The 15,833-nt window shown below is 67.8% G+C and carries 12 protein-coding genes and 1 tRNA gene; 8 read left to right on the forward strand and 5 right to left on the reverse strand.

Translation table 11 applies throughout. From position 1 onward, the window contains the following. Nucleotides 1-21 precede the first annotated feature (21 nt). The 4 genes from J5M86_RS00365 to J5M86_RS00380 all read left to right on the forward strand — a co-directional run bounded on the left by J5M86_RS00365 (nt 22) and on the right by J5M86_RS00380 (nt 4,898). Nucleotides 22-1,716: a TM0106 family RecB-like putative nuclease gene (locus J5M86_RS00365; protein ID WP_188061788.1), complete on the forward strand. Its 1,695-nt coding sequence runs from the start codon at nt 22-24 to the stop codon at nt 1,714-1,716. A gap of 314 nt (nt 1,717-2,030) precedes the next feature. Beyond that, nucleotides 2,031-3,107: a glycosyltransferase gene (locus J5M86_RS00370; protein ID WP_188061787.1), complete on the forward strand. Its 1,077-nt coding sequence runs from the start codon at nt 2,031-2,033 to the stop codon at nt 3,105-3,107. 5 nt (nt 3,108-3,112) lie between these two features. Further along, nucleotides 3,113-4,072, forward strand: coding sequence for a hypothetical protein (locus tag J5M86_RS00375; RefSeq protein ID WP_188061786.1), 960 nt, complete (start codon nt 3,113-3,115; stop codon nt 4,070-4,072). Continuing rightward, on the forward strand, nt 4,065-4,898 hold the full coding sequence (locus J5M86_RS00380) for a glycosyltransferase family 2 protein (protein WP_188061785.1): 834 nt from the start codon (nt 4,065-4,067) through the stop codon (nt 4,896-4,898). The genes J5M86_RS00375 and J5M86_RS00380 overlap by 8 nt, the downstream gene beginning before the upstream one ends. On the opposite strand, the gene J5M86_RS00385 is transcribed toward J5M86_RS00380, so the two are convergent. The 4 genes from J5M86_RS00385 to J5M86_RS00400 all read right to left on the reverse strand — a co-directional run bounded on the left by J5M86_RS00385 (nt 4,862) and on the right by J5M86_RS00400 (nt 8,705). Further along, nucleotides 4,862-5,560 (reverse strand): glycosyltransferase family 2 protein, encoded by a 699-nt coding sequence (locus J5M86_RS00385; RefSeq protein WP_188061784.1) that lies wholly within the window; start codon nt 5,558-5,560, stop codon nt 4,862-4,864. The two genes, J5M86_RS00380 and J5M86_RS00385, sit on opposite strands and share 37 nt — an antisense overlap. Further along, nucleotides 5,557-6,918 (reverse strand): bifunctional PIG-L family deacetylase/class I SAM-dependent methyltransferase, encoded by a 1,362-nt coding sequence (locus tag J5M86_RS00390; protein ID WP_188061783.1) that lies wholly within the window; start codon nt 6,916-6,918, stop codon nt 5,557-5,559. The genes J5M86_RS00385 and J5M86_RS00390 overlap by 4 nt, the downstream gene beginning before the upstream one ends. Beyond that, nucleotides 6,915-7,931: an acyl-CoA dehydrogenase gene (locus J5M86_RS00395; RefSeq protein ID WP_190472585.1), complete on the reverse strand. Its 1,017-nt coding sequence runs from the start codon at nt 7,929-7,931 to the stop codon at nt 6,915-6,917. The genes J5M86_RS00390 and J5M86_RS00395 overlap by 4 nt, the downstream gene beginning before the upstream one ends. A gap of 90 nt (nt 7,932-8,021) precedes the next feature. Further along, on the reverse strand, nt 8,022-8,705 hold the full coding sequence (locus J5M86_RS00400) for an NUDIX domain-containing protein (RefSeq protein WP_188061781.1): 684 nt from the start codon (nt 8,703-8,705) through the stop codon (nt 8,022-8,024). Nucleotides 8,706-8,920: 215 nt separating this feature from the next. Between J5M86_RS00400 and fdh the strand changes: the two genes are divergently transcribed. Genes fdh through nrfD form a run of 3 tightly spaced genes read left to right on the forward strand, consistent with a single transcriptional unit; the run spans nt 8,921 to nt 14,495 of the window. Then, nucleotides 8,921-12,352 carry a formate dehydrogenase gene (gene fdh, locus J5M86_RS00410; protein ID WP_188061780.1) on the forward strand — a complete coding sequence of 1,144 codons (3,432 nt, stop codon included), beginning with the start codon at nt 8,921-8,923 and terminating at the stop codon, nt 12,350-12,352. Next, complete coding sequence (locus J5M86_RS00415; protein ID WP_188061779.1) at nt 12,349-13,434, forward strand: 4Fe-4S dicluster domain-containing protein; 1,086 nt, start codon at nt 12,349-12,351, stop codon at nt 13,432-13,434. Before fdh ends, J5M86_RS00415 begins: the two co-directional genes overlap by 4 nt. Beyond that, nucleotides 13,431-14,495 carry an NrfD/PsrC family molybdoenzyme membrane anchor subunit gene (gene nrfD / locus J5M86_RS00420; protein WP_188061778.1) on the forward strand — a complete coding sequence of 355 codons (1,065 nt, stop codon included), beginning with the start codon at nt 13,431-13,433 and terminating at the stop codon, nt 14,493-14,495. Before J5M86_RS00415 ends, nrfD begins: the two co-directional genes overlap by 4 nt. 98 nt (nt 14,496-14,593) lie before the next feature. Here nrfD and selD read toward each other — a convergent pair whose 3' ends face one another. After that, nucleotides 14,594-15,601 (reverse strand): selenide, water dikinase SelD, encoded by a 1,008-nt coding sequence (selD, locus tag J5M86_RS00425; RefSeq protein WP_188061777.1) that lies wholly within the window; start codon nt 15,599-15,601, stop codon nt 14,594-14,596. Between the two features lie 118 nt (nt 15,602-15,719). Between selD and J5M86_RS00430 the strand changes: the two genes are divergently transcribed. Further along, nucleotides 15,720-15,815 (forward strand) — tRNA-Sec (locus tag J5M86_RS00430). The last annotated feature ends 18 nt before the right edge of the window (nt 15,816-15,833 follow it).

Here is a 15,833-nt window from a genome sequence, read left to right on the forward strand (position 1 = left end):
GGCGGTGACGAAGGGGAGGCGATGGCAGTAAGCAAACCGGTGATGCTCGGGGCGTACCCCGCGATCCGCTGCCCCGTGCGCACCCACTACCGCTTCGACCCCTCGGTGGTCGCCGTGTCGGTGCCGAACTCGCCCGAACTCCAGCAGATCATCGACGCCGGCAACGCCTTCGAGGAAGCGCTCTTCGAATACGTGTTAGCGGCCGCACCTGACCGCGTCCACCTGGTCGATGCGCACGGCGGTTCGGCGGTGCTCGAAACCGCCGACGCGATGGAGCGCGGAGTTCCCCTGATCCTGCGGGCGGCACTGCCGGACGACGAGGAGGGCAAGCGGGTCGGACGTCCGGATCTGCTTGTGCGACATGGCGACTCGTGGCCCGCGAAATACGTGCCCGGCGATGTGAAGCTGCACAAGTTTCTTGAACCCAAGGCGTCCAACAAGCGCTTCAGCTACGAGGTGGTCGTCGCGCCCGCGAGCGATCCGAGCGCGCGGTCGGTGATTGCCGACGCTCGTCCGCGAGGCACTCGTCACGAGGACGACGCCCTGCAACTCGCCCACTACACGAGGATGTTGGAGGCGCTCGGACGCCACCCGGGGCCGGAGCATTACGAGGCATTCCTGGTCTCCGGCGATGAGTGGGACGACTGGGGGAAGGACGCGGTGCACGGCACCTGGATCCGCCTCGATGAACCCGCCTTCTCCACCTACTCCCGCACCGAAGGCTCCAAGAAGCGCAGCGCTCTCGAACGCTACGACCACGAGTTCTCGTTCCGGCTCACCGTCGCCGAGAACGCCGCCGCTGCCAAGCCGGCTCTCGTCGTCCCGATCTACACCAGTGAGTGCGAGACCTGCGACTGGTACGCCCAGTGCGAGCGCACCTTCGCTGCCGACCCCACAGCATCCTTCACCTCGTGGCGCCCGAGTCTGCGCGAATGGCTGGCGCTGCGCACCCTGGGCATCACCGACGTCGACGATCTCGCCGCCCTCGAACTCAACGACGAGTGGCTGGAGCGGTATGTCGCTGAGGCTGGTGCCACCTCGAATTGGCGCAAGCGGCTCGACCTCACCATCGAGCGCGCGAAAGTCGCGTCCGCCGGACACACGCTGGTTTACCGATCGGCCGCTTCGCAGGGTCCGCGCGTGGCGGACGTCGAGATCGACCTCGACATGGAGAACGACACCTCCGACCGGGTTTTCCTCTGGGGCGCTCGTCTGCGCCGTGGGGAAAACGTGAGCTTCCACGCGTTCGTCCGCTGGGACGTCCTGGACGACGCAGCCGAACTCGCGCTCGCCGACGAGTTGACCGACTGGCTTGCAGCGCAGCGCGATTCGGCGCAGAGCGATGGCGAGAGCATCGCGATCTTCCATCACGGCCATGTCGAGAAGCAGCGGCTGCGCAAGATCCAGGGCCAGGGGGCGGTGGAGGCGATCGGCATCGAGTTCGTCGACACGCACCGCTGGGCCGAGACCAACATGGTCACCACACGCGCCTTCGCTCTCAAGCCGCTCGCCACCTCGCTCGGCTTCGAGTGGCGCGACGAAGACCCCGGCGGGCGCAACTGTCAGCTCTGGCTCGATCGCGCCCGCGAGACCAGCGACGCCGCCGAACGCGCGACGCTGCAGCAGCGCATCCTCGACTACAACGAGGACGACACCGCCGCCACCGCTTGGATCCGCGACCACGCCGCAGACTTGCCGTATCTGGACTCGCTGTAGGCAGGCGCCGCTGTAAACCCCGAGCCAGCCCACACCGACGATCCACCGGTCGGGCAGGTGGCGCCCGCGCCGCAAACGCGGCCCTTCCAGCGGCAAATGCGGCCCTTCTTCGCAGACGCGGCGGTTGCAGCTACCGCGTTTGCGAAAATGGGCCGCGTTTGTGTCAGCGTCGTTCTCGGTCGGCGCCGGCTCGAGCCGGGAGGTCCGCACTCCCCCCGAGCGGGTGTGGCCCCTGCCGTTTCCGCGGAGCACACTGGCCAGGTGACAACGACAGGTGGTCCGGCGCGCTGCCGATGGTCCGACGTCGAAACCTGGTGAGAATCGCGGTTCTGGCGACCACCCGCAATCCGCTGCGTCAGCCCTGGACCGGCGGTCAGGAAGCACACACCGCCACGCTGATCACCGCTCTGCGCGCTCGTGGTCACCACATCCGGTTGTACGCACGGGAGGGCACCGCTCCGCAGTTGGCGGACGAGATCATCCACTACCCCGACCTGCCGCCGATCAGTGCCGTCGCGGCGCTCGACCCGCAGGTGCCCGAACCCGATTTCCTGCGCGACCACCACTGCCTCGTCGGCGCGATGGCACATCTGATGAGTCACGACGATGATCTGGACGTCGTGCACAACCAGACGCTGCACCATCTGCCGCTGTCGATGTCGACCTGCCTCGCAGCACCCCTGGTGACCACGCTGCACACCCCGCCTTTCCCGTGGATGGAGCTCGGCGCAGCCCTGGCTCGACCAACCGCTCGGTTCGTGGCGGTGAGCGACGCCCTCGCCCGGCAGTGGACCACGCTCGCCGAACCGATCACGTTGATCGCCAACGGGATCGACACCGACGCCTTCCCCGAAGGAGCCGGCGGTGACGCCCTCGCGTGGGTGGGACGCCTCGTCCCCGAAAAGGGCGCCGACCTCGCCATCAAAGCGGCAAAACGCGCGGGACGACGCCTTCGACTGGCCGGTCCGATCAGCAACCAGGAGTGGTTCGACGACGTCATCGCGCCTCATCTCGACGATGACATCGAGCACCTCGGACACCTCGACCACAGCGCAACCGCCCGCCTGCTCGGCGAGAGCGCTGCGCTGCTCATGACGCCGCGCTGGGAAGAACCGTTCGGCCTGGTCGTGGCTGAGGCGGCTGTCACCGGGACGCCGGTCGTTGCCCTCGCGCGGGGCGGACTGCCCGAAGTGGTGTCGCCGGAGATCGGTGTGCTGGTCGACCCGGATGACGGAAGTCACGGCCTCGCAACGGCGATTCCGGAAGCCATTGCTCTCCAACGCAGTCTCGTGCGACGGCATGCAATAGAGGTCTTCGGAGCCGATCGGATGGCGCAGCAGTACGAGGGCGAGTACCAACGTGCCATCGACGCAACCAACGAAAACGACTGAGCATCATGCGAATCGGCTACTACGTGCACCACCATGGCGCTGGCCACCGCGTGCGTGCGCACGGCATCTGCACCGCACTACGAGCCCGCGGCCACGAGGTGGCCGTCTTCGGTAGCAACCTCGACTCGGCTGCCGACGGCCGACCGCTCCCACGCGACAACGACGGCGACTTCTGGCGCGATGCCACTGCCGACGGACAATTTCACTGGGCGCCACTGCAACACGCCGGCTTCCGGCACAGGATGGCGATCATCGCGGAGTGGATTGCTAGTCACCAGCCCGACGTGTTCGTCGTCGATGTTTCGGTCGAAGTGACCACAATGGTGCGTGCGATGGGCGTGCCGGTCGTGGTCATCGCCCAACCGGGCGATCGGGACGACGCACCGCACCTTCTCGGCTACAACCTGGCATCCACGATCCTTGCGGCGTGGCCGGCCGAAGCCGAACCCTGCGCAGCACTGGCCAAGTACGCATCGAAGGTCGTGGCCGTCGGCGGAATCAGTAGGTTTACCGATCACTCCCAGCGCGACGGCGACCGCCTGCTGCTGATGGGTCGAGACCAACCAGAAGGCCTGGACGACCTGCCGCACACGCTGAGCATCGCAGTGGAAGCCACGTGGACCACCCTGGGCGGAGACCATTGGCGCGACGACGTCGACGACCTGTTGCAGCACGCGCGACTACTCGTCGCGCACACCGGCCAGAACGTCGTCGCCGATGCTGCGGCCCTGCGAGTTCCGTTGGTGTGCTTGCCACAACAGCGTCCGCACGACGAACAGGTGCACATGGCCCGCGAACTCGATCGGCTCCAACTCGCCGCGCTCGCACCAGACACCAACGACCCCGCAGCATGGAGGCGCGCGGTCGAGTTGGCTGACCAGCGCGCAACAGGATGGGGCCAGTGGCACACCGAGGGCGCCGTGGAACGAGCAGCTGAAGTCATTGAGGACGCCGCGCATGGCTGAGGTCGCAGTCGTCACCGTGGTGCGCGGACGGCACGACAACCTGCGCGAGCAGATGCAACACCTGCAAGCTGATGCCCCCGATGCCCTGCATGTCATCGTCGCGATGGACGACCCCGAGATCGCCGGACTGGTGCCGACGGAACACAACGCCACAGTGCTCGACGTCCCGATCATCGACGGGAAGCTGCCCTTGGCGCTGGCCCGCAATCACGGTGTGACAGAGGCGATCAGACAAGGCGCCGAGCTCGTCGTGCTGCTCGATGTCGACTGCCTACCCGCACCCGGAGCGATCGATGCGTACCTCCAGGCCGCGAGCCTGCGTCCGGGCACCTTGCTCTCCGGGCCGGTCACCTACCTGCCCGACGGCGTCCGTCAACTCGCGCCAGCTGATCTGATTGGCTGGCGCGCACCGCACGACGCGCGCCCGGCACCCGCGTCCGGTGAGCTGCTGGACGACGGCGATCACGATCTCTTCTGGTCGCTGAACGCCGCCTTCACCCCGGCCACGTGGCGGCGCATCGGCGGGTTCCACGAGGGCTACGTCGGGTACGGCGCGGAAGACACCGATTTTGGCTGGACCGCCCGCGCACGCGGGGTGGAACTGGTCTGGGTCGGCGGCGCCGAGGCCTACCACCTGTACCACCCCGTGTCGCGCCCACCGGTTGAGCATGTCGCTGACATCGTCCGCAATGCGCTTGTGGCACAGCGACGCTGGGACCGACTGCCGATGAAGGGCTGGCTCGACGAGTTCGCCGACATGGGGCTGGTGACCTGGGTCGACGGCCTGCCTCAGCTCGCTGCTGAACCTCCGAGTTCGGTCAAGTAGTCGGAGAAGCCGCCCGTCACGCGACTGGTCAATCGGCCGGACGTCGCCACCCGAGTGCGGTCGGTGGCCACCCAGTGCAGCCCGGCAGCCCGGATGCGCTCGACCAGGCCGACGTCCTCGTGCGTGGCAAGCGCTCCGAAGCCACCCGCCTGCGCCCAAACGGACGCCCGCACACCGAGATTCGCGCCGTGCACGTACTCATGCCCCTCGGCCAGTACATGCCTGTCGTGCCAACGCTGCAGCGTCACCGGATCGATCTCGCCCACGGGTTCGACCGTGCCCACCACGAGATCGATTCCGGTGTCGGCCATGCGTACCTGCTCAGTGAGCCAGTTGGGCGGCACTTCGCTGTCAGCGTCCGTGCAGGCCAGCCACGTGCGGCGCATACCGGATGATGCAGCAAGCAGTCCCGCCCGCACCGCCGCGTCACGGGCCAACCCGACGCAGCCGTGCGAGGTGATGATCGGCAGCACGGGGAACTGTTGGACGACGGTCAGCGAGGCATCGGTGCAACGGTCGAGTGCTACGACGACGGTCGACGTGACGTCGGGACGTTCGGCGGTAAGCGACGCGACGGCCAGGAGCACGCTGCGCAGGCAGGCCCCGATCAGTTCCTGTTCGTTACGCGCCGGAATGCCGATGACGACGTGACGGATGTTCATATCAGTCCGTCTCGTGAAGCGGCGGATTCGCCTGTGCCCCAGACGATCAGCTCGAAGTCGTCGTCGGTGTACCGCACCCGCACCGGCAGGTCGATCTGGTGCAGCGCATGACGGTGCACCAGCGCTCCGTCGGAGGGGATGTTGCGGGTCGGGTGATGCCAGTGGGCCAGCACGAGCTCACCGCCGGGAGCGAGCCGCGCACTGATGGCCTGCAGCAGTCGGATGAGCTCGAGACCGGTGAGGAAGTAGCCCACCTCCGACAACACGGTGAGGTCGAAGCGGTCGTCCGGAATCCCTTCCGGAAGGTCAGCCCGCACCCACTCGATCTCGTGCTCTGCCTTCGCTTTGGCTCGCTGGAGCGCCGCCGCACTGCCGTCGACCCCGACTACGGCATCACATCGCGTGGCAAGGACGTTCGTGAGTTCGCCTGTCGCACAGCCGATGTCGAGCGCTCGGTCATAGCGCGGACGGCTCAATGCAGCCAGGATGATGGCGCGGTGCCGCTCCTCGTAGAAGGACGTCGAGAAGCCCCAGGGGTCATCGCTGTCGTCGAACATCGCATCGAAGTCGGTGCGCTTCGACGGCTGGTCAGGAAACTCGGACATCCGGTCGGCCGGAATCAAGACCTCCACCGCGCGGCGAGCCCGCGCCAAGGCGGCGTCGGTCAGCACCGGCTGATCGCCTGAGCCGAGTCCGAGCGGCTCGGTTTGGCTCGGGAAGTGGTTGAGCGCAGCGTCCTTGCGGTGCAATGCGTCCGGCGTCGGGCTCATCGCGCACCAGGTCGACCACGGCACGTTCGAGGGAATCTCCCACTGCCACAACCAGATCGGGAAGTGCCACAGCGTTGCGCCGTTCTGCTGCGCGACGGCACGAGCCGCCCGACCAGCCGCGTCGTGGTCGGGATGTCCGTCGTTCACCCACGGAGCGAACACGGTGCTACCCGGGGCGATGAGGTCGATGAGCTGTTCGCGCAGCCGGGCTTCCCGGGCCTCCAAGCCGCCGTCCGGCAGGTTCAGAAAAGTCAGCCGCGCGTCAGGAGCGAGTTCGTCGACGGCTGCGCGCAATTCGTTGCGGCGCAAGGCAGCCAGGTCGTGCGCTGGCATAGCAGATCGCGGATGTGAAGCCTCGCCGTCGGTGACCGCCACGATGTGCACCGTCCACCCGGCGGCGGCGAGTTCGGCGATCGTTGCGCCCGCGCCGAGGGTCTCGTCGTCGGGATGGGCACTGACGACGATCAACCGGCCCGGAGGTCCGAAGCTGTCGACGCTGATGGGCGTGACGTCCTCCCAGCCGGGCGCCGCGAGCCACTGCGTCTCCGGTGTTCCCGACTGCTCGTGCCGAAAGCGACGTTCGTTCACCCTCCGACAACCATTCGGCCCAGCGCCGCCAAGTCGCGCTCCGCGTGGTGCTGCCGGATGTAGAGGGTGAGGTCGGCGACCCGGCGCGCATGCTCTGGGTCGTACGCCAACGGCGCGGGCCCGAGCGCGTGGCCGACCACGGTGATCACCTGCTCGACCGCGTCGACGACCACCGCACGCGTGCGCGCAGCGAGCAACGAGGCGGCTGTGCCCTCGACCTGGCCCCCAGCGATCTGGTCGGACGCATGCCGCAGCGCAAGCAGCGCGGCGTACAGGGCGCGGTCGCAGTGGCCGATGGCCACGAGAGCGACCTGGTCGGGTTCACGTTTCTCGGCGGCGTCACGTAGCCGTCCGGCGAGGGCGGCCGCCGCGCCGAACCACACCGCCGCGACGCCGATGCCGCCCCACGCGAAGCCGGGACGCGAAAGATACCAACCGGACTCGCCGACCGGGATGGCCTCCGCGGAGTCGAGGCGCAGCGTGACGGTGCGGAGGTCGGGCAGTCCGACCGCCTGCCAGGGTGGCCCTTCCGTCGTGTAGTGATCAGGGTCGAGTCGCACCGCGAACAGGCGTTGGTGACCGTCCTGCGCTGCGGTGACGAGAGCATGGTCGAGGCGGTCGCCGAGCGAACACCATGGTTTGGTGCCTGACAGTTCGAAGTGACCGTCCGCGGTCTGAGTGGCGACGAGCCCGTGCCCAGGACCACCGGCTGCGTACACGCCCCACACTGTGTCGTCGGTGACCCCGATCGCACTCAGGTCGGGCGAACCCGCCTGGGTGAGGATGGTGATCGCGTCCAGATGGGGCTCGATGGTGCGCGCGGCGGTGAGGTCAACGGCGCCGAGCGTGGCCAGCGTCCGAAGGATGTGCCACGGGTCTTGCTGCCAGTCGAGCGAGTCGCCGGAGACCGACGGAGCGAACCGGATGGATGCGTCGACATCAGCGGCGACCTGCTGCACGCGTCGCGCCAGGTCGTCGTCGCCCCACTCTGTGAACTGCCAGCACGATTCCACTGTTCACGAAATTAGTGCTCGGCCGTGTCGTCGGTGCACACCCGTACGGGCGTACGAACGCGCATCCTGATAGGCGCGGCGCGGAGGACGTCAGCGCAGTAGCGGCGGCTGCAAGAGCTTGGTCTCGCCGGCACGCAGCAGCGTCGCCGGGCGTCCGCGGCCCATCCGCACGTAGCCGGTCTCCTCGACGAAGCCGGCGATGGAGTGCACCTTGCGGTGGAAGTTGGCTGCGTCGAGTTCGACGCCCCAGACCGCGGTGTAGACGCCGCGAAGCTCACTCATCGTGAACTCTTCCGGCAGGAAAGCGGTTGCCATGGTGGTGTATTCGAGCTTGGCGCGGGCGCGCTCGATGCCGTCGCGCAGGATCGTGCGGTGGTCGAAGGCCAGCCGCTTGCGCAAGGCCTCCTCGACAGGCACCCATTCGGCTGCTCCGGCGTCCGTACCTGCGCTTGTTGACGGCAGGTCGGCGGCGAAGGCCAACCAGGCGACGGAGATGACGCGGTAGTCGTGATCGGTGTCGCGCTTGGGTGCGGTGTAGGTGGCCAACTGCTCCAGCACCACCGACTTTGCGGGCAGCCCGGTCTCCTCGGCGAGTTCGCGATACGCCGCCTGTTCGGCCGACTCGTTGTCGTGCAAGAACCCGCCCGGCAGCGCCCAGCGTCCGCGAGCTGCCGAAGCCAGGCGCTTCACCAGCGCCACGTGCAATTCACCCTCGCGCAGCGTCAGCGCGACGACGTCGGAAGCGATGCGTGCCCAACCTTGTTGCTCAGCCATGCGGGCCAGGTTAGTCCAGCTGACAAGAACCACCGTGCACCGCCCCGCCGCAGATCTCGGCAAACCGCGGTTGCAGGGTGGGCGCCGCTGGCACCCGCGATGTGCAACCGCTCGCCTACGCGGCACCAACCGTCCGCGTCGATCGCCAGCCCTTCCAAGAGGCAAGTAGTAGCTTTGACGACAACCGTGGGCGTCGAGTCTTGAGAGGTGGGGCGATGGGTCTGGGACGGCAGTTCCTGCAATGGCCGGTCGTGCGTCAGTTCAAGGACGGCGACTACCTCGGACGCGGCCCGTCGGTCACCAGCCCGCGCACCCGCGCGCTGCAGCCGCGCACCGAGACCGCCGATCGCGTCGTCCAGAGCGTGTGTCCGTATTGCGCGGTGGGCTGCGGGCAGCGCGTCTACGTCAAGGACGAGAAGGTCGTTCAGATCGAGGGCGATCCTGATTCGCCGGTGAGCCGGGGACGCTTGTGCCCCAAGGGCGCTGCGAGCGAGCAGCTGGTCAATTCACCGCGCCGCGTCAAGAAGGTGATGTACCGCCGGCCGTACGGCACCGACTGGGAAGAGCTCGATCTCGACCAAGCCGTCGACATGATCGCCGACCGGTTCGTGGCTGCGCGCCGCGATTACTGGCAGGAGTTCGACGAGCAGGGACGCCGGGTCAGGCGCACCATGGGCATTGCGGCGCTCGGGGGCGCGACCCTCGACAACGAAGAGAACTACCTCATCAAGAAGCTGTTCACCGCAGCCGGCGCAGTGCAGATCGAGAACCAGGCCCGTATTTGACACAGCGCCACGGTTCCCGGTCTGGGAGCCTCTTTCGGGCGCGGGGGCGCCACCCAATCCCTGCAAGACATCGCCAACGCTGACTGCATCGTCATTCAGGGTTCCAACATGGCCGAGTGCCACCCGGTCGGTTTCCAGTGGGTCACCGAGGCGAAGGCGCGCGGCGCGAAGGTCATCCACATCGATCCCCGCTTCACGCGGACGTCCCCGCAGGCCGACAAGCACATCCCGATCCGGGTGGGCTCCGACATTGCGCTGCTCGGCGGGTTGATCAACTACGTCATCGAGCACGACCTGTGGTTCAAGGAGTACGTGCTGGCGTACACCAACGCCGCCACGCTGGTGAACGAGGACTTCCGCGACACCGAAGATCTCGAGGGCCTGTTCAGCGGGTACGACCCGGAGACGGGTAAGTACGACCCGACGACCTGGGCCTACCGCGACCCGAAGGAGAACGACTCCGTCGAGAAGCCGGGCGGTGGTCACCAGGAGGATGCCTCGCACACCGAGACGGCCGGCGCCGGTGGTCCGGCGCTGGAACACGGCGAAGTGATGCGCGACGAAACGCTCACCGACCCGCACTGCGTCTTCCAACTGCTGAAGAAGCATTACGCCCGCTACACCCCGGAGATGGTGAGCCGCATCTGCGGTATTTCCGAGGACGACTTCCTGTGGTTGGCGCAGTCGATCACCGCCAACTCCGGGCGTGAGCGCACGACGCTGTGGTGTTACGCGGTCGGCTGGACCCATCACACCGACGGCGTCCAGATGATTCGCACCGGCGGCATCCTGCAGCTGCTGCTGGGCAATGTCGGACGTCCGGGCAGCGGCATCATGGCGCTGCGGGGGCACGCGTCCATCCAGGGATCGACCGACATCCCGACGCTCTACAACCTGTTGCCGGGCTACTTGCCGATGCCTTCGGCGGGCAAGCAGGACTCCCTGGAGCAGTACATCGCCAGCATCGCCGGCAAGGAGCAGAAGGGCTTCTGGGCCGACGCGGACGCCTACACGATCAGTCTGCTCAAGGCGTGGTGGGGCGAGGCGGCGACGCCCGAGAACGACTTCGCCTACGACTACCTGCCGAAGCTGACCGGGCCGCACGGCACGTACCAAACGGTGATGTCGATGTTGCGCGACGAGGTGGCCGGCTACTTCGTCTTCGGGCAGAACCCCGCCGTCGGGTCGGCGCATTCGAGCATGCAGCGGATGGGGTTGTCGCACCTGAAGTGGTTGGTCGTGCGCGATCTGCAGATGATCGAGACGGCGACCTTCTGGCAGGACTCCCCGGAGGTGTTGAACGGCGAGCTACGGACAGAGGAGATCGGCACCGAGGTCTTCCTCATGCCGGCCGCCAACCACGTCGAGAAGGCGGGCAGCTTCACCCAGACCCAGCGCATGTTGCAGTGGCGACACAAGGCGGTCAACCCGCCGGGCGATGCGCGCAGCGAGCTCGAGTTCTTCTACGAGTTGGGTCTGAAAATCCGTGAGCGACTGGCCGATTCGGCCGATCCGCGGGATCGCCCGTTGCTCGACCTCACCTGGGACTACCCGGTGGACGACGAGGGCGAGATCATTCCCGAGAGCGTCCTGCGCGAGATCAACGGAGTCGGCGCCGACGGCAAGGCGATCAGTTCGTTCGGTGAGTTGAGGACGGACGGTTCGACGACGTCCGGCTGCTGGATCTACGCCGGGGTGTACGCCGACGAGATCAACCATGCGGCCGATCGTGTGCCCGGCCACGAGCAGGACGAGATCGCAGCCAAGTGGGGTTGGGCGTGGCCGGCGAACCGCCGCATCCTCTACAACCGCGCCTCGGCCGACCCGCAGGGCAGGCCGTGGAGCGAGCGCAAGAAGCTCATCTGGTGGGACGAGGAGCAGGGCAGGTGGACCGGCAAGGACGTGCCTGACTTCCCGCTCAACACTCCGCCTGGTTACCGGGCGCCGGCCGGTGTCGGCGGCGGCGACGGTCTGGACGGCGACGACCCGTTCATCATGCAGGCCGACGGCAAGGGTTGGCTCTTCGCGCCCAAGGGTGTGGTGGACGGGCCGCTGCCCACGCACTACGAGCCCCAGGAGTCGCCGGTCGAGAACCCGCTGCACCCGAATCAGCAGTCGAGCCCGACGCGAGAAGTGTTCTCCCGCAACGACAACATCTACGCCCCGCCGGCCGGCGAGGCTGGGGCGGACGTTTACCCGTACGTCTTCACCACCTACCGGTTGACCGAGCACCACACCGCCGGTGGCATGAGCCGCTGGTTGCCCTACCTGTCGGAACTGCAGCCGGAGATGTTCTGCGAGATCTCCAAGGAGTTGGCGCAGGAGCGCGGCCTGGAGCACTACGGCTGGGCCACGATCATCTCGCCGCGCGCCGCGATCGAAGTGCGGGTCTTCGTGACTGACCGCGTCCAGCCCCTACAGATCAACGGCCGCACCGTGCAGCAGATCGGGCTGCCGTATCACTGGGGCGTCGGCGACAAGGCCGTCGTCACCGGCGACTCGGCCAACGACCTGCTCAGCGTCGTGCTCGATCCGAATGTGCAGATCCAGGAGGCCAAGGCGGGGTCGTGCGACATCCGTCCAGGCCGCCGTCCGCGGGGAGCTGCGGTGTTGGAGTTGGTGCGTGAGTACCAGCGTCGCGCGGGCGGCACCGTCGACACCGGCATCGACCTCACCGCGCCCGGTGATGTTCCCTCGGGCGCACCGGTGGTGGACGAACCTGGTGACGATCCGGGATATCCGGTCACCGGGCCCGCCGGGCACCGGCTGGTCGTCGAGCCGCAGGATCGCCGAGAAGATGCGGCGGCCGAGCAGCGAATGGCGGACGAACGAGCACGCAACGAGTCGGAGGACGGAGCATGAGCGGCTTCTGGCGTCGGCAACTGGACGGCCCCACCAACCCGGCGACCGACGCCAACTGGCAGGCGCCGCCGTCCCGCAAGGGCTTCTTCACCGACACCTCGATCTGCATCGGCTGCAAGGCCTGCGAGGTGGCGTGCAAGGAGTGGAACCACGTGCCGCCCAAGCCTGGCGAGGACACCATTCTGGGTTCGAGCTACGACAACACCGGACATCTCGGTGCCGACACCTGGCGGCATGTCGCGTTCATCGAGCAGACCCCGCAGCAGGCGGCCGCGGCTCGGGTCACCGGGTTGCGCGACTCGCAGTCGGTCGACCTCGGCATGCCCCGGGTGGGTCCGCCCGCAGCCCGTTCGCTGGCACCCACTGACGCGCTGGCACCGGCCGGCGGCGTCGCGACGACGGACGCACTCGCGGAGGCATCGTCCGGCGCGGCCTCACAGTTGCCCGGCCCACCCCCGGGCGAACCGGCCGTGAAATGGCTGATGAGTTCGGACGTCTGCAAGCACTGCACGCACGCCGGTTGCCTGGACGTCTGCCCCACCGGAGCGCTCTTCCGCACCGAGTTCGGCACGGTCGTCGTCCAGCCCGATGTCTGCAACGGCTGCGGCTACTGCGTCGCGGCCTGCCCCTTCGGAGTGATCGACCGCCGCGGCGACGGCACCATGACCGTCATCGCCGGTGAGGAGCTGCGCGACCCGAATCACGGTGTGGCACAGAAGTGCACGCTGTGTTACGACCGCATCTCCGTCGGCGACACCCCGGCGTGTGCGAAGACCTGCCCGACCACGTCCATCAAGTTCGGCGACCACGACGACATGGTGGCCCGGGCCCGCGAACGGCTGGAGGTGCTGCACAGCAAAGGCGTCACCGAGGCCAGGCTCTACGGCGCCAACCCGGACGACGGCGTCGGCGGCACCGGTTCGGTCTTCCTGCTGATGGACGAACCCGAGGCGTACGGTCTGCCGCCCGACCCGGTGGTCACCACCCGCGCCCTGCCCGAGATGTTCCAGCGCGCCGGGTGGGCCGGCACCGCCATGATCGCGGCCGTCGGCATCGCCTTCGCGGTAGCGGGTCGAGCATGAGCACGAGTCCGTACGACGCCGATCGCCCGCCGATGCCTGCGCGCCGCGGCGGCGGGCGCAAGAAGAAGCGCGGCGGCGACCCCCATGCGACCGTCCCCGATGCGCAGTTCACCAGCTACTACGGCCGCAATGTGGTCAAGCCCCCGCCGTGGGAGAACGACATCGCCGCCTACCTCTTCCTCGGCGGACTCGCCGCAGGCTCGGCCCTGCTCGGGGCCGGCGGGCACGCCACCGGACGTCCGCAGCTGCAGGCAGCCGGACGCTACGGATCGCTCGTCGCGGTCGGGCTCGGCGGCTACTACCTCGTCCACGACCTCGGACGTCCGGAGCGCGCGCTCAACATGATGCGGACGGTGAAGCTCACCTCGCCGATGTCGGTCGGCTCGTGGATCCTCACCTGTTTCGGCACCTTCGCCGGGGCCAGCGCCGGCCTGCAGTTGCTCGGTCCGAAGCTCGCGTCCGCTGCGCCGATCCTCGACAAGACCGTCAAGGTGGCCAACCCGATCAGTTCGGCCGGCGTCGCGTTCTTCGCACCGCCGCTGGCCGCGTACACCGCAGTTCTGTTGTCCAACACCGCTGCTCCCACCTGGCACGAGTCGTACCGGCACCTGCCGTTCATCTTCGTCAGCTCGGCGCTCGCAGCCGGGTGTGGCTGGGCGATGGTGGCGGTCAACCCGCGCGAGACCGGTCCGGTGCGCGCGCTGGGCGTCACCGCCGCGACGGTCGAACTGGTGCTCGACCGGCTGCTCGACAAGCACCTCGGCCTGCTCGCCGAACCACGTCACGAGGGCAAGGCGGGCAAGTACCACACGTACGCCACCGCGTTCACAGTCATCGGCGCCATCGGCGCCGCCCTCAGCGGGCGCAACCGAATCCTCGCCGCACTCAGCGGAGCGTCGTTGATGGCCGGTTCGGCATTTACCCGGTTCGCAATCTTCGAGGCCGGCATGGAATCGGCGAAAGACCCGCGCTACACCATCGTCCCGCAGCGCGAGCGGGCCGCCGCCAAGCTGGCCAAAGGGCAAGGCATCACCCAGCCGGGCGGTGCGTGGCCGAAGTAGTCGCGCACTGACCCACGTAACCACCAGCAAATCCGCGCGAGAAAGTGGCCTTCGTATGCGTTACGAAGGCCAGCTTCTCGCGCGGATTTCCATTGGTTTCAGCGGACGACCAGCACGTGCTCGCCGCGTGGCACGAACTCGCCGATCACCGCGGCGTTCGGCACTGAACCCTCCGGCAACTCACCGGCCAGCAACAACCCGCCGGACGTCTGTGCGTCGGCGAGCAGGATCAACTCGTCCTCATCGACCTCAGCACTCAGGTGTGGACGCACCCAGTCGAGGTTGCGTCGTGATCCGCCGGGCACGAATCCTGCGGCGAACGACTCGCGGACGTCCGCGAGATACGGCACCGCGGATGCGTTGACTACGGCGGTGACGCCGGATGCGCGGGCCATCTTGTAGAGGTGACCCAAAAGGCCGAAGCCGGTGACGTCGGTCGCGGCGATGAGGCCGGCGTCCAGCGCGGCCCGGGAGGCGACGTCGTTGAGCGTGGTCATGCTGTCGATCGCCTGCTGGAAGATCTCGCCGGTCGCCTTGTGGCGGTTGTTGAGCACGCCGACACCGATCGGTTTGGTGAGCGTGATGGCATTGCCCGGCTGTGCGGTGGAGTTGCGCAGGAGTTGGGATTCCTTGCCGACTCCGGTCACGGCGAGGCCGTACTTCGGCTCCGGGTCGTCGATCGAGTGCCCACCGGCCAGCGGCGCGCCTGCCTGGGTGCAGGCGTCCAGACCGCCGCGCAGCACCTCCGAGGCGAGCTTGGCCGGCAGCACATCACGCGGCCAACCCAGCAGGTTGATCGCCAACACGGGCGTGCCGCCCATCGCGTAGATGTCGCTGAGCGCGTTGACCGCGGCGATGCGTCCCCAGTCGTAAGCGTTGTCGACCACCGGGGTGAAGAAGTCGGTGGTCGAGATGATGACGTCATCGCTACCGGGGGCGGTGCGGACGGCTGCGGCATCGTCGCCGTCATCCAATCCGACCAAGAGGTCGGGCCACGGGCGGGCGGTCAGGCCCTTGACCATCTCCTCCAACTCGCCCGGCGGAATCTTGCAGGCGCAGCCACCACCGTGCGCGAACTGGGTCAGCCGACGGGTCTCGCTGGTCATGCTTCGACCGTACCCAAGTGCTGTGATCGTGTCGGATCCACTCAGTGGGTGACACTCCTCAGGCGGTCCCGCCGTGCGGGTGGGCCGTAGTTTCCGCCGCGTTATGCTCGCCGGGCGAGGAGGCGTCAGGGTTCCTGGTGGGCCCCGCGGTCTTCAAAACCGACGAGGCCGAGTATCTCGGCCTGGCGGGTTCGATTCCCGTCCGCCTCCGCCACTTCGTTCAGCGACCAAG

It is taken from the genome of Yimella sp. cx-51 (assembly GCF_017654605.1).
Taxonomy (GTDB): Bacteria; Actinomycetota; Actinomycetes; order Actinomycetales; family Dermatophilaceae; genus Yimella.